The organism is Agrobacterium sp. FDAARGOS_525, assembly GCF_003938925.1.
Lineage (GTDB): Bacteria > Pseudomonadota > Alphaproteobacteria > Rhizobiales > Rhizobiaceae > Agrobacterium > Agrobacterium pusense.
Genome location: NZ_RKIU01000004.1, coordinates 891580 through 909584 on the forward strand (window position 1 = coordinate 891580; position 18005 = coordinate 909584).

The 18005-nt window shown below is 57.2% G+C and carries 16 protein-coding genes and 1 pseudogene; 3 read left to right on the forward strand and 14 right to left on the reverse strand.

The annotated features are described in order from the left end of the window. Nucleotides 1–8: 8 nt before the first annotated feature. Nucleotides 9–275, reverse strand: a complete 267-nt coding sequence (locus tag EGT36_RS20500; protein ID WP_125270935.1) for a DUF982 domain-containing protein — start codon at nucleotides 273–275, stop codon at nucleotides 9–11. Between the two features lie 30 nt (nucleotides 276–305). Then, nucleotides 306–1359 (reverse strand): annotated as a pseudogene (gene ligD, locus EGT36_RS20505) (non-homologous end-joining DNA ligase). Nucleotides 1360–1730: 371 nt separating this feature from the next. Between ligD and EGT36_RS20510 the strand changes: the two are divergent. Then, on the forward strand, nucleotides 1731–2765 hold the full coding sequence (locus tag EGT36_RS20510) for a porin (RefSeq protein WP_125270936.1): 1035 nt from the start codon (nucleotides 1731–1733) through the stop codon (nucleotides 2763–2765). Between the two features lie 373 nt (nucleotides 2766–3138). On the opposite strand, the gene EGT36_RS20515 is transcribed toward EGT36_RS20510, so the two are convergent. From EGT36_RS20515 to EGT36_RS20525, 3 genes are all read right to left on the reverse strand, one after another. Beyond that, entirely contained in the window at nucleotides 3139–3483 is a 345-nt protein-coding gene (locus EGT36_RS20515) for a hypothetical protein (protein ID WP_125270937.1), read from the reverse strand. A 117-nt stretch (nucleotides 3484–3600) separates the two neighbouring features. Next, nucleotides 3601–3840 carry a hypothetical protein gene (locus EGT36_RS20520; protein ID WP_125270938.1) on the reverse strand — a complete coding sequence of 80 codons (240 nt, stop codon included), beginning with the start codon at nucleotides 3838–3840 and terminating at the stop codon, nucleotides 3601–3603. Then, entirely contained in the window at nucleotides 3837–4763 is a 927-nt protein-coding gene (locus EGT36_RS20525) for a glycoside hydrolase family protein (RefSeq protein ID WP_125270939.1), read from the reverse strand. Before EGT36_RS20525 ends, EGT36_RS20520 begins: the two co-directional genes overlap by 4 nt. A gap of 337 nt (nucleotides 4764–5100) precedes the next feature. Here EGT36_RS20525 and EGT36_RS20530 point away from each other — a divergent pair, with 337 nt between their 5' ends. Next, nucleotides 5101–6228: an acyltransferase family protein gene (locus EGT36_RS20530; protein ID WP_125270940.1), complete on the forward strand. Its 1128-nt coding sequence runs from the start codon at nucleotides 5101–5103 to the stop codon at nucleotides 6226–6228. Here the strand turns inward: EGT36_RS20530 and EGT36_RS20535 are convergent. From EGT36_RS20535 to EGT36_RS20565, 7 genes are read right to left on the reverse strand one after another with little or no spacing between them, the layout of a single operon-like run. Then, the gene (locus tag EGT36_RS20535; RefSeq protein ID WP_125270941.1) at nucleotides 6225–6737 is read right to left on the reverse strand and encodes a hypothetical protein; all 513 of its coding nucleotides are present in this window, start codon (nucleotides 6735–6737) and stop codon (nucleotides 6225–6227) included. The two genes, EGT36_RS20530 and EGT36_RS20535, sit on opposite strands and share 4 nt — an antisense overlap. Nucleotides 6738–6739: 2 nt before the next feature. Continuing rightward, a complete protein-coding gene (locus EGT36_RS20540) occupies nucleotides 6740–8539 on the reverse strand; it encodes a pyocin knob domain-containing protein (RefSeq protein ID WP_125270942.1) in 1800 nt (599 codons plus the stop codon). Next, entirely contained in the window at nucleotides 8539–8760 is a 222-nt protein-coding gene (locus EGT36_RS20545) for a hypothetical protein (RefSeq protein ID WP_125270943.1), read from the reverse strand. The genes EGT36_RS20540 and EGT36_RS20545 overlap by 1 nt, the downstream gene beginning before the upstream one ends. A gap of 18 nt (nucleotides 8761–8778) precedes the next feature. Then, complete coding sequence (locus EGT36_RS20550; protein ID WP_286084225.1) at nucleotides 8779–11925, reverse strand: phage tail protein; 3147 nt, start codon at nucleotides 11923–11925, stop codon at nucleotides 8779–8781. Between the two features lie 58 nt (nucleotides 11926–11983). Beyond that, nucleotides 11984–12412 carry a GNAT family N-acetyltransferase gene (locus tag EGT36_RS20555; RefSeq protein ID WP_125270944.1) on the reverse strand — a complete coding sequence of 143 codons (429 nt, stop codon included), beginning with the start codon at nucleotides 12410–12412 and terminating at the stop codon, nucleotides 11984–11986. Continuing rightward, entirely contained in the window at nucleotides 12412–13077 is a 666-nt protein-coding gene (locus EGT36_RS20560; protein ID WP_125270945.1) for a hypothetical protein, read from the reverse strand. The genes EGT36_RS20555 and EGT36_RS20560 overlap by 1 nt, the downstream gene beginning before the upstream one ends. 9 nt (nucleotides 13078–13086) lie before the next feature. Continuing rightward, complete coding sequence (locus EGT36_RS20565; RefSeq protein ID WP_125270946.1) at nucleotides 13087–13731, reverse strand: hypothetical protein; 645 nt, start codon at nucleotides 13729–13731, stop codon at nucleotides 13087–13089. 84 nt (nucleotides 13732–13815) lie between these two features. On the opposite strand from EGT36_RS20565, the gene EGT36_RS20570 reads away from it, so the two are divergent. Further along, a complete protein-coding gene (locus EGT36_RS20570) occupies nucleotides 13816–14310 on the forward strand; it encodes a YciE/YciF ferroxidase family protein (protein WP_111788264.1) in 495 nt (164 codons plus the stop codon). Between the two features lie 218 nt (nucleotides 14311–14528). Here EGT36_RS20570 and EGT36_RS20575 read toward each other — a convergent pair whose 3' ends face one another. After that, entirely contained in the window at nucleotides 14529–15551 is a 1023-nt protein-coding gene (locus tag EGT36_RS20575; protein WP_125270947.1) for a DUF2806 domain-containing protein, read from the reverse strand. A 97-nt stretch (nucleotides 15552–15648) separates the two neighbouring features. Continuing rightward, the gene (locus EGT36_RS20580; protein ID WP_125270948.1) at nucleotides 15649–17994 is read right to left on the reverse strand and encodes a phage tail length tape measure family protein; all 2346 of its coding nucleotides are present in this window, start codon (nucleotides 17992–17994) and stop codon (nucleotides 15649–15651) included. Between the last annotated feature and the right edge of the window lie 11 nt (nucleotides 17995–18005).

The window sequence follows — 18005 nt, forward strand, 5'->3', positions numbered from 1 at the left end:
ACCTTCCTTCACAAGTCGAGCTCGTCATCATCCGGAGAAACCGACAGCCCTGCCTCATGAGCGGCTTCGACAAATGCGAGGCGCGCGTCTTCAGGTCGGTCGTCCAACCCATTTTCGAGGACAGCAGAGCAAACCATGAGAGCGGTAACGTACGCCTGCGCTTCTGTTCTGCTTGGCCACTTGTGAAGGAGAACCCGCGCGAGGTCTGTGACAGTTTCAAGGGTTTCGAATTCACCCCAATTGATCGTAATCGGCTCTATCCTGAATTCGCTCATCAGGAGAGCTTACACTAAAAGCGGCGGCGTTTAATCAAGCTGGTACACATCCGCGTTATCCTGCCGCTCTCTGAGGCCCTTGTAGGCCGCGTGACGGAGCTTGCGATCCGGCGTCATCTGGCGGAACTCAATCTCTGCAATAAGCGTAGGTTGAACCCAAACGACCTCTCTCCGGCCGGCATAGGCAACGGGCGGCTTTTTCCTACGCCATGGAAGTTTATCCAACATCCGCCGCAGGTCGTTTGCGGCGCGCTCCTTAAATCCCGTGCCGACGCTGCCGACATAGCGCAAGTCATCGCCGTCATAGGCGGCCAGCAACAGCGAGGCAAAGCCACCGCTTGCTGACATGGACGGCTCGTAGCCCACGATCATGAACGGCTCTGACTGGACGCATTTCACCTTGATCCAGTCACCGGTTCTACCGCTGCGGTATGGGCTGTTTCGGTCTTTACCGACAATACCTTCCAGCCCGAGGCGGCAGGCATGTTCAAGCATCAGGCCGGGATTGTCGGTCTCCACCTCTTCCGATAGTCGGATGGCGCCATCGACGGCGGTCAGCATTTCTTCAAGCAAGTGCCGCCGGCTGCGGTACGGCAGCTCGCGCAGATCGCGCCCGTCGAGATACAGAAGGTCGAATGCAGAGAATGGCGTCCCCGGCCACTTTCTTGCCGCTGCGCGCGCCAACTGCACCCAAGCTGTTCTGAAGCGCATTGAAGTCCGACCGGCCTTGCTCGTCCAGAACGACCGCCTCGCCGTCGATAATAAGAGAGGCAGGGCCAAGGTCGCGAGCCGCTTGCTCTATAGCCGGGAAGCGCGCCGACCAATCATAGCCGCCGCGTGTCAATATTCGGACACCGTTGGTATCGGCATGGACCGTCAGCCGGTAGCCGTCCCACTTGATTTCCCAACCCCACTTGTCGCCAGAAGGCGGCTTTTGCTTCAGTAGCGCAAGGGCGGGTTCAACGCGTGCCGGCATTGGTTCAAGTGGCAATGCCGGCTGAGCCGGGTCCCGACGACGCCGTGGCCGAGAGCGGAGGGGTTCGTCTTGCCTCAGAAGAGGCTTGATTGTTCTGGGCTTCTTCATGGGCGAAGCCTACAGGCGAACCGTTTACAAAATGTTCGATGGATGAGCGGCGATTCTTATTACGAAACGGCACAGACAGATTGCCAACCGATTCCCTCATGTTCCTTCCCAGCAAGACCAGACTTCCGCCGAACTGCTTGAATTTCCTAATGAGAGCTTAACGTTTTCAACAGGCCAGATGCGATTCTGTTACTTATTGGACACACCTTCTGCGCTTCGTCTCCATTCAATCACACTAAAACAGCGAATCCGGATTGCGGAATTGGGCGACTTTCTGTCTTTTGTGAATCAACGCAGGGCCAATGAGGCGGGGACAACCGGTTTCGGGGCCTCTGCGTTGGTGGATAAAAACTTTGACTGGAGGTCAACCCATGAACATCAAGAGCCTTCTGATCGGCTCCGCTGCGGCTCTCGCAGCAGTATCCGGCGCACAGGCCGCTGACGCCATCGTCGCTGCTGAGCCCGAGCCCCTGGAATACGTTCGCGTTTGCGACGCTTTCGGCACCGGCTTCTTCTACATCCCCGGCACCGAAACCTGCCTGAAGTTCGGCGGTTACGTTCGTTTCCAGGTTGATGTAAACCGCGGTAACGGCAATTCTATCGGCACCGGCGCTGGCGGTTACTCTGACTGGGACGCCTTTACCCGCGCTCAGTTCGAAGTTGACACCCGCACCGACACCGAGCTCGGCGCTTTGCGTGGCTTCATCGGCTTCCGCGGCAATGCTGACAACGGCTCGTCCGGTCGTTCTGGCGTATTCGTTGATCAGGCCTTCATCGAACTCGGCGGCCTGAAGGTCGGTAAGTTCTACAGCTGGTGGGACGATGGCCTCTCTGGCGAGTCTGACGTTCTCTCCACGAACGCTCTGTTCAACTCGGTCCGTTACACCTACGACGCCGGTTCCTTCTGGGCAGGTGTTTCGGTTGACGAACTCGAAGGCATCACCCTCGGCTACGAAGACAAAGACAACAACGTTGGTATCGCTGCTGGCGTTGGTGCCAAGCTCGGAGCGGCTTCCTTCCAGCTCATCGGCGGCTACGACACTGACCGCGAAGAAGGCTCTGTTCGCCTGATCGCAACGGCCGACGTTGGTCCTGGCACACTTGGCCTGGCTGGCGTATGGGCTTCCGGCGCGAACGCTTACTATGCCGAATCTGAATGGGCAGTTGCTGCTGAATACGCCATCAAGGTAACCGACAAGCTGACCATCACCCCCGGCGGCCAGTACTTCGGCAATTACGGTCTGGTTGGTAATGACTGGACCAACGATGACGCTTGGCAGGTTGGCCTGACGGTCGACTACAAGATCACGCAGGGCCTCTCCACGAAGGTTGCTGTTAACTACTTCGATGAAGACAACGGCGACGACCAGGTTAAGGGCTTCTTCCGCCTTCAGCGCTCGTTCTAATCTGATCTGACATTGTCAGTGATGGAAGCCTCGGCAGAAATGCCGGGGCTTTTTTTGCTTGAAGAATCTGCGAGACAGCCACATCAAAAGATTGTATTCTCTTTTTCGATGTTCTGGCGAAGATCCACAGCCGCAAGGCTTTCGCTAGTGATCCCAGTCACCCTCCTCGGCCCGGCCCTGGGTCGAGGAGGACGGGCAACACCCTCCACCCAACGCAAGCTTAAAATAGCGTTCCGCCACCTTGATCTCGCGACAAGGTAGTGTTTGAATACATTCGCTCCTGTGGGAGGGGCTTAAACCGGCCTGCTCGCTACCTCCAGTAGTGGGCAGGCCTTCTACTTTGGCTCTAACAGCATCTCTCCACGATGCTGCTCTATGTGTTTCGCGTCGTCCTTGGCTTCGACTGGTTTTCAACAATCCGATCAACGCGCATCGTCATTTTGTCGACCGCATCCTTCACGGTGCCGATAGCGCCCATGATTTGCTCCGTCTGCTCGCGCAGGCCGGATTTGGAAACATACGTTTCAGCCACGTGCAGCCGGTGAGCCGCGAGCTCTTCCCTCGCCAGAGAAGCCATCGCCGAGGCGGCAGACGCCGCTGCGGATGCCTCCGTTTTTGCCGTGCTGATCTTCGCGTCAACGTACTTCCATAGACCGAAGATAAAGCCGAACACCAGCACGAAGAAACCGACGGCGCCCATGATCTCGGCGCCGGTCATGGCTTCACCCCGCAAAGCTTCATCAGCTTCTCATTTTCAGCGAGGATTTGCCGCTTTGTTTCTGGCGTCATCTGGTCATCGATGGACGGCCTTACCGGCCGGGCGATGTCGCAGTAGCTACCGCTTGTCGCGCATCCACTTGCCAAGAGCGTCATCAACGCCAGCGTCATCCAGATTCTTGATTTCATTTTCGACATCCCCGGCCTTCTTGATGGCCTTGGCATTTGCTGCGGCCTGTTCGTCTTTTGCCGCGGAGCGCCCTGCCCTCTGGCCATACAAAAAGACGCCCGCGAGGATTGCGAGCGCCGTACCGATTGCGGCTAGATAGCCTTTGAGTTTTGCCCACAAGAGGATCAAACCACCACCTCCTTGCCGCGCCAGCTATTCCATCGGCGGGCGATGACATCGCGATTGCGATAGGCGACATAGGCAACAGCAGCGACAGCGACGCCGGCGACAATCCAACCCCAAGGAAGGCCGGCGACAAAAGCGAGCAAGCCTGAGCTTGCAGCTGAGCCTACACCCTTAGTAACGGCTTCCCTTGCTGCCGACGCGTCGCGTTGAAGCTGCGCGAGTGTAGCAGGACCGATGATGCCGTCGGCGATCAAATGCGGGTGCGCCTTCTGGTAAGCAATCACTGCGGCCTTGGTCTTCTCGCCCATCCAGCCGTCGATAGCACCGGGATTGAGGCCAGCCGCAGTCAGCAGCTCCTGCGCTTCCTTCACAACCGGATCCGGCTGGGAAGGCGGCTCAGCGGTAGCCTCTTTCGTCGCGCTCGCTACGCCGGTGTAGATGCCCTTCTCGAAAAGCAGGGCCTCTTCTTTGCGGCGGCGTACGAGCCCCGGCAGCTTCTTGCCTTTCGCCGTGTTGTAATTGGCCGCGAGATGAGCGGCGGCTTTCTTGATCTGGCCTCTGCGCCAATATTCGGCCCATGTCCAGTTCATGGCGCCGACGCCGAGATTGAACGTGACAGAAGTGGCCGCGTCGAGCTCGTGCTGCTTGCGGTCGGCGGGAGAACCGGCAACGACAGCTGGCACGTATTCAGACGTAAGCACCGCATCAAGTATGGCGTCGCTCTGGGCGGCCGTGATCTTGGTCTTGCCTGGCACGAGTTTTGTGATGCCTATCTTAGCCAGCTCGCGGCGAACGGAATCGCTGCGCATCGTAAAGCCGGTTCCGATCGTCGGCACCCCGACAGGATCGAGATAGGCGGTCAGCGGATTGCCCTCATGCAGGCGCACGAAAGCCCTCCCCTGTGTGGAGATTTGGGTGATTGGCATTTGGATGTCCTAGTTGGGTATTGTTGGGAACGTTCGAACGGTCGGCGCGTTTAGACGGCGCCATGTCCCCAATTCCATGGCCTAAAGACCCGCGCAAACGTCCCCCAGCTGCGCGGGTCTTTTGCTGCTATTGATACAGCCGATACTTGCAGATATGGGGGAAGCGCCACGCTCATAACGGGCCGAGGCACGGAGGCCTGGCGCTTACGAGGAGCGACGGGCCTCTTATGATCAAGCGGTTGTAGTCTCGCGCGTGCTTTTCGCGAAAGCTCTCTATTTCCGCCTATACGCCTCCTTCCAGAAGTTGTATTAGGCGTAGCTAAAGGGAGGGCTCTACGTGCGGGACAATGATCGAATACAGTACGTGAATACCTTGCGTGGCCTAGCGGCCCTCAGCGTCGTGCTGGCTCACTATTTTGATGTGTTTTGGAGGCGGCGAGATGCGGTCAACGCACTGATCGCCTCGAAATCTCCCGTCACGAATGACGTCCCGCCATATGTCGAGTGGCTGAAATTTCATCCCTATGTCGATTACGGCGCGTTTGGTGTTGCGCTGTTCTTTTTGATCAGCGGGTTTGTTATCACCGCCTCGCTTTCAAAGACCGCTGCGGTTCCATTTCTCTGTGGCAGGTTCTGGAGGATCGTGCCCACATACGCTGCTGGCTTTACAGTGTGCCTTCTGGCTATCCGGTTTAACGTTTGGGCTTATGGCGGTGAATGGCCATACTCCGTCGCTGACGTGCTTGTTCACTATTTCCCCGGGATGCGTGTTGTCGCTGGCACAGCGAATATCGACGGCATTATTTGGACATTGGAAATTGAGGTGTTTTTCTACTTGCTTTGCGCAATGGGGGCGCCACTCTTTCGAAATCTATCCCTTAAAATCCTCATCATCCCTGCCGCATTGGCTGCTGCGATACTGCTCGCCCCGTTTCTGGTCGACGCCAACTACAGCACGTTTGCAGGGAGGCTGATGTTCTGCGGCCTCTTCGTGATCTATATGTTTGCCGGCTCGACACTTTTCCTCGCACAAAAGGGGATCATCTCGCGATCCCTCGCTTTCGCGATAGTAGCGGCCATTTTGGCGATCTTCTCAGGGCTTTGGTGGTACGAACCCCTGATACCATTCACCCAGATATGGAATTACCTTTCGGCACTCGTGATTTTCACCGTGGCGTTTTCGCTTCCTCGTCTATTCCGCGGGAACAAGGTAACCGACTTCTTTGCTGACATCAGTTACCCGCTTTACGCAGTTCACGGCGTGGCTGGATACACTCTTCTTGTTTGGCTTCTAGGGAATGGCATTAGTACGCCTGCCTCTCTTGCGATCACCACGTTCGCGGCGATCCTGGCGGCTTACATCATACACAGGTGGGTAGAACTGCCCTCTCACGGAATGAGTAAGCGGGTATCGCGTCCGAAGGTGGTTTCCGTGGATCATGAAGGTCTCGCTAGTCGAATCTAGCTCGCCGCTGATGGCGCCAAAATTTCAGCCGCCCTCCCTTCACCAAAAAGCGTGCTGGCGATCTGAACCAAGAGCGGCCACAGTTCATGGTCGGCACGGTAGGTGTTGGCGCTTTCGAATATCTTGCGAACACGGAAGGGCTGGGTATCCATCGCGGCACCAACCTGATCGGCCTCTTCGTCTGTCATGCGCGACCAGAGATCAAGTTTGTTGACGACCGTGATGGGTTCGGGAGATGGCGGAGGCGTATATTCCACCACTTCGCCATCAACCCATTTGCGCCGGCCGGAATTGTTGATGAACTCAAGCCACTGCTCGTTCGTGATCTCGATGGCTTCGGCAGGATAGTCGTCGCCCACAACGATGGTCGAATAAAATCCGGTTGGGAAACCGTCATCCGCGAAGGTAGCGAAGATCGCTTCCGGCATCTCAATTATATCAGGCGACGTTCCGACTGACGTTAGGAGATCATGGCCAGTAATTTCAGGCTCTATATTTTTATCTTCCATTTCTATCTCCCTAGTGCCCAGAAGCACGCGCTCATGGTATCAGCCGCCACGGTGCCTCCGTTGAGCGCGTACCTCGTTCGCAACGCGAAATTACTGAGAGTGATATTATCCGCCCATGCAGAATACATAACGGTTGTCGACGGTTGTGGCTGCGTGACATTTGGAAAAGCGCCATAACAAGCATTAGGAAACGCCGTTGGGAAAGCGACCGTCACGTTACCGGTTGATGTTGCGCTACCCCATTGAAGTATCAGCCCACTCGGCAGACGCTGCCATCCGTTTGCCGCCAATGACTGACCTGCGCCGAGGGTGGCCCAAGCGGCAGCTGCGTCGGCATCATCGAGCAAGGTGCGGGCGAACGATGTGAGTGTGGCTAGCGCAGCCGAAGATGCGCCGTTGAAGTATGGCAACCTGTCCGCAGCTGGAGTGAGTGCAGAAAGCGCCAGCGATGCCGCCGTGTCTTCTGCCTCAATCCTTGCCCACGCCGTCCAAGAAGGCCCGCTACCCGCCGTTCTTTTCCATGTGTTCGCGCCAACCCTCAGTGTCTGGATATAAAGGTTGTTGAACGATCTGGCCTGCACTTCGAGGACGCCAACATACGTTGATGCTGCCGCACCGTTTGGCCCGTTCGTCCAAGACCCGGCTATGGTGTATATGCCTGGAAAGGTGACCGTGTCGAAATCGCCATTGGCCATGCCAACGCCGGCTGCAGCAGGTTCCGGGGCCACGCCGCCGAATACGGGGCCAAGGTTCCCTAACGCCTCAAGCGTGGTAAGGGCCTTTGTTAGATACCCTGATGTGCCATTAAATCCGACAAGGGCGTTGTTGGCGACAGCAGCGCCGGGGCCTGACAAATCGCCGTCTATCCTCGTCCAAGCCTGCCACGTTCCAGATATTTTATTACGAATAAAGGTTCGGCTTGTCGTGTGGTGGACGGCAATTTGAACCTGAAAATTGGCTGTATGCCTTATCTGTATAAACACAGAATTTGTGCCTAATGGGCGATTTAGGGCCGGAGAGTTTGCGGTGTAGAAACCCGTTGGCCGATCAATGTCCATATCGTCGGTGATGACGGGAACCGTTTCTTTCAACCGCGACGGCAAAGACCCATCAGGAATAATGTTATCACTACCGAAGTTGGGAATGCGCACCCACGCTCCCCATGCTCCTCCTGCTCTAACTCTGTACCAGATGTTAGGAACCGTTCCGGACGCTCTAACGTAATACTGAATGGCCGCTGTTGTGGTTGAATACACATCGACCACGAGCATCCCCGGAAGGGCTTCAGGTATATTGGCGGCAGTTCCGAGAACGGCATATGAACCATTTGCCAGAACGGTGTCAGCGTCCGTTACAGCTGGAGAAAGCTCACGCAGCCGCCCCGGAAGCTGCGCATTGGGAATAGTCGCAAGCAGTGCGGCCAAACCGTTCTCATCGATACCAAGCAGGCGGCTTGGCGTAGAGGGAAGCTGTGACAAGCCATACAGAACGCCAGAGCCGAGCGAACCCAGCAAACGCCGCATCGCCTCAACAGCGATCACGTCCGGGTTAGTAACCTCGATCTTGTAAGCGGCGTTTGTCTGCGCCGGACCGGGCCAATTGTCCTCAAGCGTCAGCTGCGTGTTGCTGTCGACCGACGCAATGATGATCGGCCGGCCGACATGAATGCCAAACTTGTCGCCAGCCTTAATGGCGGTCAAACCACCTACGGCAGACAGCCAGTTCGTGCCGGTTCCGGTTACGGTCTTGGAATTTGCCGCAACAGTCGCCGTGCCGGTGTTATAGTAAGCTTCGCCAGCCATTATTCGGAGCCTCCATCAATGGGATCGGCTTCCTCACCACGCGCAAAACGAAGATCAGCTTCCAAGCCGTCGATTTTCGCATTCAGCCGAGCGATTTCAGCCGCAGCAGAGGCGTGCGACTGAGCAAGAAAGAGGTTGCGCTGCTTAAAGAATTCTTCGCGCGCGTTCGCTTCTTGCAGGGCGACCCTCGGATCGACCTGCATCGTGTTGCCGGTTGTCATTCTTCACCTATTCGAGGGTTAGCGCTTGAACACCAGCGCCGTGATTTGTGAGACCAAACTTCCGCCTTGAAGGCTTCCCGAAGGGCCAGAAGCGCCTCCAATCGTGAATGTCGTCTGCGTTCTGCCAGATGGCGGAATGAAGTTCACAGAGGAAGCCACATATGCGGTTGCTCCACCCTGGACAGAAGAACTGTGCTGGGTGTCGATAATGTTGCCGCTTTCCGACAATGTCATAGACGCGGTCGCCAACCCCGGAGGATTGACCGTAGTGGACATGGTTCCTCTTGTTTTCCATATTATCAGGACGTTTGGAGCACCTGCGCCGTGGTCGACCACCAGGGTTCCAGAGGATGCAGACACGGCGACGCTGACAGCGCCGGGAGCGATATTGGACGTGCCGACCTGAAGATTGCCAACAATCGCATTTTCGATATTGACATTGCCCAGCTCGCCCGACAACGCGGACAGGCTGTTAACCCTGACGTCATCGAGATAGAGGACGTTGCCCTGATATACGAACGGGTTACGGACTATCGAAGCGTCATCATTGCCGATAATGATCTGCTGCGCCTTCAGAATGACACGCGTCGGGCTGGCCGGGTTTGATGGAACATCCAGCATTAACGCTGCTGACCGGAACGATGCATCGTTCACGGCCGCAACAATTGCGTAGCGAGCGGCGTAGCCAGACGGCCCTGCGCTCGCTTCCCACTTCACGTTGACCTGGGCATTGTTCCCGCCGAGGGCCGCAGTGAGCGTATCCGTCCGAGTGGCCAGCGCCGAGGTAGCATTCGCCACCGCGAGAATGTCGGTAGACAGCTGAGCAGTCGCCGCGCCAAAATCCACCTCGATTTCGTCAACCCTGCCTACGAGCGCCTCATTGGCATTGGCGACGGCGATGATCTGACTTGTCAGGCTGGCAGTGGCGTCGTCGAACTCCACCTCAAGGCTGTCAACCCTTGTGGCAACCGCCTGCGTACCATCAACAGCGACCTGTACTTGGCTGGTAAGCGAAGCAATGTTCTGCCCTACACTGACGGTCAACTCTTCCAGCTTCGTGCCAACGGCCGCCGTTTCGCTGACCGCTATCTCGATTTTCTCGCGATAGTCTGCACGAGCATTGCCCAGCGCCAGCGACAAGTCGCGCCTGATGGATTCGCTGTGCTCCATTGCTGCAGCTGGCATTTCCAGCTGGGCAGTGATGAGAGCCTGAATGCGATCTCGCGACGTGCGCGCGTTGTCGTAGAGCCACGAGAGCTGCTTATCGATGCCGGAGAAGTCGACATCGACGAACACATCCTTGTCGGTCAGCAAGACATTAGGCGTGATGACGGGAATGAACCCAGACCACAAGACAGGCCTATCGCCGCCGGGGATGTATCGCCCGCGGACGACGTAGCTTTCAGCCGGCAGCAGGCTTTGCGAGATGAGCATAGAGCCAACCTGGGGCTGGTCGGTTCGGCCCTCGGAGATTTTCTCCAGCGTGGCCTGTAGTCTCACCTCGTATTCGATGCCGATCACGTCATCGAGGCGCCCATCGCTGTTATCCCAGGTCAGCCGAATAGCCGGTCGGCGATCTTCACCGGAGCTGTCCTTGACCGTGGCCGGTTCCGCAAACCAGTCGACGATCGGCTGTGGTGTCGGACGAATGACACCAAGCTGGCCGTCAACAGGCGGCTTGAATTCGGTATCGCTGCTCCAATCATAGTCGGCCGGATCAATCTCAGTGATGTCGATCATCACGTCGAGATTGGCGCGATCGGCAACACCGTCGATACGCATCAGCTTGGCGATGTAGCCGTTGCGCTCTGACGTCCACGAAAACACCGTTCCCGGCGTGGCGTAGGCCCAGAACTTTGGCGGCAGGACAATCGTATGCCTGCGGAAGCGCCGAGCCTCCTCAAGCGCAGATTTCATCAAGCGCTGAACCTGCTCCGGGTAGGGAACGAAGTTCAGGTCGACATCAGCCATCAGGCGGCGATTGCCGTCGATCGCTTCAAGGTCTGTCCGATAGAGCGGCGGGGCTGTCTTGGCGACCCAGCCATCTGCCGGCGAAGGATAGTTTGCCGAAACACCGTTGATCGTGTCGGCCAGCCCGAGGAACGGCGTAAACTCCTGCTCTTCTGTGGATAGGATATCATCGTCGGTGAAAGCGATAACGGGAGCATCAGGTGCACCGGAGTGCAGATAATAGACGCCGCCGACTTCCGATATCCGGCCTTGGCAAGCCGTCAGCAACGCCTCGACGGCGGAGGTCAGCGGTGCATCGACCTGAATTTCACCGCCACTGCGGTAGGTGTTTACCCAGCCCGTTGATTCAAGCGTGCCGGCTCGATGCTTCTCGATCTGCGCAATCCATGCTGCGGCAGGCAGGCGTGAAGAGGAAAGGTTCTGCAGGCCATAGAACCACTGGCCGTTATAGGTGATGCCGCGCAGTAGATTGTAAATCTGCACTGCCGGCAGGAAATCACCGTCGCCGCCCCACGTCGCTGGATCAGCGAAGCGCTGCGGACCAACGCCGCCTTGCGTGCTGTCACGCGAGATATCGTAGAGGCGCAGGCCCTCGAGCAGGAACTTGAAGGAAGGCACGCCAGAAAACATGTTCTTCGAGACGCGAGCCGTGACAATGGCATAAGCAACACCGCGCCCGATACGATCCGGGTTCCACCACCTGTTGCCGTTAGAAACCGACGTGAACAGGAAGCTGTCGGCCGTCGTCTGCGTGCCGTCGTAAAACTTGATCCAGAGACTGTCCGGATACTCGTTGACCGCATAGCCGCGATCCGTCAGCCCGCCGAGCGTCACACGCTCGCCATTGACCCAGACTTCAGCAAGGCCACGCACAGGCAAATCCGACAGCGCAATAACCTGCGTCAGATAGGCGTTCGGCGTATCGCCGTCCTGCCCCCAGGTATTGACGAACACGAGCGAACCAGCGGTGGCTGTGCGGCCCATGATGAAGGAGCGAGCAACATCGCCGCCGCCCTGCAGTGTGCCGTTTATGGAGAACGTCGGGTCTTTGGGCTTCCCAGCGAGAGACTGCGCCAGAAGGCTGACGCCTAGGCCAACCGCAGTTTTCAGCAGGAACGCGCCGACCGCACCAAGGCCGCCAATAAAACTGCCCACAGCCGTAAAAACGGATGCAATAGCCGTGAAAATAGCCATCGATTTTCCTTGGGATGCGCAATGCGCGCGGGGCGCGGATGGCGCCGAAGGAATGCCGCTAGAGCGACTTCATGAAATGTGTTTCGACAGCGCTGTAGCCGCGCCGCTCGTAGAGGCTGGAGACGTCATTGGTTGCCAGTGAAGCCATGCCGGCAGAGACGCAGCCGACTGAGCGAGCCCATGTCTCGTAGGCATCAAGCATCTTGATTGCGGCTCGACCGCGCGCCGCCGTCGTGACGTACCAGACCGTCTCTTTGGCAATCCGGCCAGCACCAAAGGGATGTTCAAAAGCGCAGGCCATAAGAACGCCCTGCGCTGGATCGCCTGCGACGAGAACGCAGGCCTTGTCCGACGCCAGATGCTGCTGAAACAGTTGATCGGCGTAAGCTGCTTGGAACGGGAAGGTGAACCCTGCGGCCGCGTGGCTCTCACGCAGGAGCGCCACAATGCGGTCGCGGTCCTCGCGCTGTGCGAAGCGGACATCCATCAGAATATACCGAACAGCTTCTTGCGCTTCTTTTGTGTGGCAACCTTGCCCTTCTCAGAGCCCCAGAAGAACTCCCACTCGGACGATGTGTCTGCATCGGTGTAAAAAGCGTCACCAGCCTGTCGCAGCACCTGCGTCGCGTGACTGCGCGTCGACGGGTTGGAACGCGTCATTTCCTGCGTGTGACTGGCGCACACCATCGTCACGCTGCCCTCTTCGTTCTCGGAAGGCGTGTTGATTGTGATGGTGTCGACGAAGCCAACAAAGCGGCATTCAGCCGGCGCAACCATCTGGCGGCTGTCCGGATCGAACATGCCTCGGTAAATCTCGACGCGGGCCTGGCGGCAATCATACTGCCGCACCAGCGTCTGCACGTGCTCGCTCACCTGCGACAGGCGGATATTGACGTTCTGCACCGAGAGGTTGGCGACGAGAGGAATGTCATCGATCTGCACCAGCGTGCCGGAGCCATACCAGTCACGCGTGACTGGCAAGCCCGTATCAGGATGAATTACGGCCGCCGACACGTTGCCGACATCCGACCACATGCCGTCGGTGACCGGCGCACCAGTCGCCCGATCGCGCGCAACAAACCAGAGGAAGTCACGCGCCACCAGCTGCCGCGCCTCAAGCGCAGCAAGGTTTTCTGCTGAGATGTTTCTCATTGATTTCCCTTAGCGGGCTTCAATCGCTTGGAACGTGACCGTCCCACGACCCGTTGCCATGTCGGCTGTCGTCGAGATCGAGCCAGGCACGATCGCCATAATGCAGGAAGGCTTGACTAGCGTAGCGGCTACAGGCGCCACTACCCCCGGCCACAGATGCGGGCGAACCTCAAACTGCGTTGTCACGCCGCCTGCGCTGGCCGTCACGGCCTCCATGACCATGTGAAGGTCTTTGTCGCCAATCTGGATGTAATCGCCTACCGAGACCTTGTAGCCAGCAGGCAGGCCCGATAGCGAGATTGCCTTGCTGTTACTCGCAATCGTGGCGACCTGCCCCACCCCGGCGAATGCTCCGCCGGTTGGCCAACTGCCATTCGGATACGCCACCGGAAAACAGCGAGACTTCGGGAATGCGCGGAACGTCTTGAGCCCGTTTTCCAAGCTTGTAAGCCGAGCACGCCAGTAATCCAGTTCGTTCGGCTTCATCGATCGCGATTGTGCCGTCATCTGCCACAGCGGCGAGCCCATGTCCTTGACGACCGTCTGGCCGCCTGCTGTGCGCGACTGTTCTTGTCGCCAAAGCAGATTGAACTCCGTCGACCAGCCTGGGAACTCGTCGAAAAACGAAGTTGGGAGCGGGTATGTGATTGTCATTGTGGTTCCGCCGTTTAGGGGTCGCAAAGGAACAAAGGTCGCAACCGCGCATTTCACCGGTGCAATCAACCACCGGAGGAAGCCATGAAAACGCTTGCGGAGATTTTTGAGCACACGTTGCAGGACGTCTACTACGCTGAGAACGCGATCACCAAGGCACTGCCCAAGGTCGCAAAGGCCGCAAAAAGCGCCGAGTTGAAGAAGGCCGCCGAAGATCACCTCGCCGAGACGAAAGATCAAATCAAGAAGCTCGATCAGGTCTTCAAGTCCATCGGAAAGAAGGCTTCGGGCGAAAAATGCGATGCCATTGAAGGCTTGATTAAGGAAGCCGAGGGGCTGATGGAAGAAGCCGAGGGAACCGCGCTCGACGCAGGACTCCTTGCAGCTTGCCAGGCCGTGGAGCATTACGAAATCGCTCGCTATGGATCTCTGCGCGAATGGGCCAAGGATCTCGGCCACGACGAAGCGCACAAGATACTGAGCGAAATCCTCGACCAAGAAAAGGCCACGAACAACAAGCTTACCAACCTCGCCGTCACGTCAATCAACAAGACGTCGGCTGCGAAGAAAGCCGCCTAAAGCAGGCTGCCAAGGCCTCCCAAACAGGGAGGCCTTTTCTTTTGGGGAGAAACGAACCCACTACGAGTCTAAAATCCATCGCCGGCATTGCGTAAGCGCACCGACTGTCAATGAATCTCAAGGTGTTAAAGCCGATGATGCAAAGAGCCGATGACGTGGAGGAGGGCTTATGAAAAGGGTGGCTTACGCGCCTAATCCGACTTTTTGCAACAATGCTCTTAGAAACGGGTTTCAGACACGAGGGAAAACCCGCCTTTTCCGTTTGGTTTGTATCTCCTGATCCAATCAGAAACTCTTTCTGCCTCTAGAATTTCGGCATACCGCTCGAATACTTTTGACTGATTATCTGGCAGGATCGACGCAATTGCTTTTCCGACGTCGGTTAGGACATAAACGGGTATGCGGGGCGTTCCACTTTCAAGTCGCAGGCAAGCGTTATCATCGAACTCATTCTTTAAGGCGAGATTCGTAGAGAGCCCAATAAGCCCCCATTCCGTAGCAAGTCCCCACATTTCGCCAATGTCTGGGGCTTCAATTTTCTTCATCGCTAAGCTCTGCCCCAACCCGGCCTCTAACATCAAGCCAGAGCTCGTAAAGGACGCGGTTGTGAAGAATGGCAATGAACCTGACACACACTTGATTATCAGGTTGTCCACTCTAGCCTTGCATGCCTCCTCAAATAGGTGTGCAGTGTTGCTGTCCATTTCATCTATCACACGCAACACTTTCCCTGAGAAAGTGCCCGGCTTCCGAACCTCTGATGCAAGGACGCGACCCCATCGCTGACGTAACTCTTCAGTGGTCGCTGTCGAGCTGTACTCTTCGAAGCGGTCCATGAACTCTTCCGACAACTCTTGGGTCTGATCTGGATCATCGGCGGCTGGCGGATTTAACTCGAGGTCGGCTTTAGCCTCCAGCAAAACGTGGTCGATATTTTCCTGCTGCGAGATGACTTTACGAAAATGCCGTTGGAAGGCTCTCTCCGCAGTTTGCGGGTTGGCACCAAGCTGAGCTACACCGTAGTCGGTAATGGCCTCGATCAACCTGACCTCACCTCTCGTTTTTGCGCGCCGCTTTTCGGCGTACGACTCTATCGCAGCGTTCGCGGAATCCACCACGCTACCGCCGAGCCTGTCGATCGCCGCGACAAATCTGCTTTTAGCGCCAGCTTTGATACTGTTGTCGGTGTAAGCGACGGACACCGATGTTTCTTTGTCCAAGTGATCTGAATTTTCGGCCATGATTCCCCGCCCCGTTTACAGAGGCATTGAAATCAAAAAATCACTCTTAACGCGAGTCCTAAACCACTCTTACGTGTGTACAGACTATCCCTTCGCCCTACCCCAACTTCACGTTTCGTTTCTGGGCCGACCGAACGGCGGCCTCAACGCGGCTTTGCAGTTCACCCTGCATCTTGGCCAGCGCCTTTTCCTGCCGCGCGACGGCTTCAACAGATGCGCCGCGGTTGTCGACGACTGGATTGAAGTTGACGACGACACCCGCAGATTGCGCCGACATCGATCGCAAGCTCGGCACGCTAGGGACGGAAATCCCGACTGGGCCGCCGTTGGCGTAGCCTTTGCGCAGCGCTTCAACTGCCCCTACTCCACCGGCCCGCGCCACGTCGGATTGCGACCAAACGACCTCGCCTTTGTGCACGATGCCAGCAGGTTGGTATTTGCCGCCTGGACCAGTGAAGCCGCCTTCTGAGAAAAGCCCGCCTGACAGGCCAGCATACCGAGATGCCCCACCGCCAAACAGACTGAATAGGCCGCTCAAGAACCCGCCACCGCCACCAGCAGCGTTGTTGACCTTGAAGATGCTATTGAGCACATCGTCCAGGAGGGCATCTGCAATGCGGCTGAGAGCGCCAGCAAATGCATCCGCGGCACTCTCGCCATGGATCAAATCGTCGATGAATCCGCGCGTTGCGTCTCTCGCGACGTTGTTCCACTCGTTCAGCTTCTGCTGTTCCTCTTGCGCTTTCCTAAGCGCTTCGGATTGCCGAGCATATGCGGCAGACTCCTGTTCGATTGCAGCAATCTTGTCGGGCGACAGCGTGATGCTTTCGAGGTCTTTTTCGCCCTTCTTGCGAGCCTCTTCGCGAAGGTCGGCCAGCGCCTTCTGCTCCAGGTCTAGCGCTGTACGGCGCTTAACTTGAGCCTCATTGGACAACCCAATAAGGTTCATTTCCTGGCGCAACGCCTCAGTCCTATCTCGGACAGCCTGAAGGTCTTCTGCGAAGCGGTCAGACGCGGTCTTTTTGGGAGCCCGTGCCCGCTTCGGCGTACCGAAACCTCTGTTTTTGTCTGTATCCAGATCGGATGGACGGCGTTCTGGTGTAGGGCCGCTATCCGGTAGTGGAAACTGCGTTCCTTGGATTGTGGCGTCAGCGCCGAATTGGGAATCTTGCTGGCCTGCTCCGCGCCACGTCCTCGGATCATTGATCCTGGAGGTCGCAACAGATGTGACTTCATTGACCTTTTGGACGCTATCCGCGGCAGTCAGCGCTGCCGCCGACAGTGTGGAGAAGTATTTGGCGAACTCAGCGAGCGCGGGGATGCCGGTGCTGTTGATCGCCGCACTTAGAGCGGCCTGCACACGGTCGACATCTTCAGTCTGTGCCTTTCCTTCTTCGGCAGCCTTCGCGAAGTCATTGAATGCTGACTGGAGGTTCTTGATAACGTCAGCTTCTTCACCTGCAGACTGAAGTTGCGAAACCAGATCGGCAATGGTGGCGCGCGTACTTTCGACCTCTTTGCGGACGTCAGCGAGCGTGTTGGTATTTACAATGTCGGCGCCCTTGGTGAGGTCGGCATTGTCTTGCGCCCGTTTCAGCTGGTCGGCGTAGTCGCGTAAAGCGGGAACGGCATCGCCCCAGCGTTCGGCGACGGCAGCAATTAGCGCAGCTTGCTCTTTGAGCACTTCGGCTGACTTATCGCCTTCGCTCATAATCGTCGAAAAATACTGAAATGCCGCTGTGCCTGCGGCGATGACGCCAATCGTTACCAGCGACAACGGAGAAATAACCGACGCGAAAGCTGCCGCGAGACCTTGGCCGACGCCCTGCCCGCTATCTTTAATTTGCTGCAGGACGGCCGAAAGCTGGGTGCCCTGCTGCAGGGCGATCTGGATGGGAGACATCCCCATCGCTGCGGTCACGCCGATGTCCTGGAACTGAGCGGCAATGTTTGCGGTATTGAAGCTGTTGCCGCTGCTCGTCGTGACCGTAGCCTTCAGAGCGGCATTGCGACCCTTGATGGCCGCGGTCGACGCAAGCGCCGCCTGTCGCTCCCTCTGAATCGCAGACGCCATCTCGTTGGCAGAAATTGCGCCGGCGGCATGGGCCTGCCGAATTTCGGCGACCGCGTTCTTATAATTCGAAATTGTTGCGAACAACGGGCTGTATTTGGCGCGGAGGCGATCAAGCTCTTTCTGCTGATCAGCGAGAACCCCGTTCCATTCTTTTGCTGCCGTCGTACCTATCCCCACCATGCTGTTGATGCGATCCTGCATCGAGGTGGTGAGCGAATTGTTGATAGACTTACCGGTAGCGGCAAAACGTTTCTCAATGCCGTTGGATGCTGCGCCTACGTCCGACACCAGCCGATTTAGCGCACGCTTTACGGTTGCAAGATCGGTGCTGATTGAGATAATCAGATCATCACTGTTGTTGCCGGCCAAGTCGGTGTCCT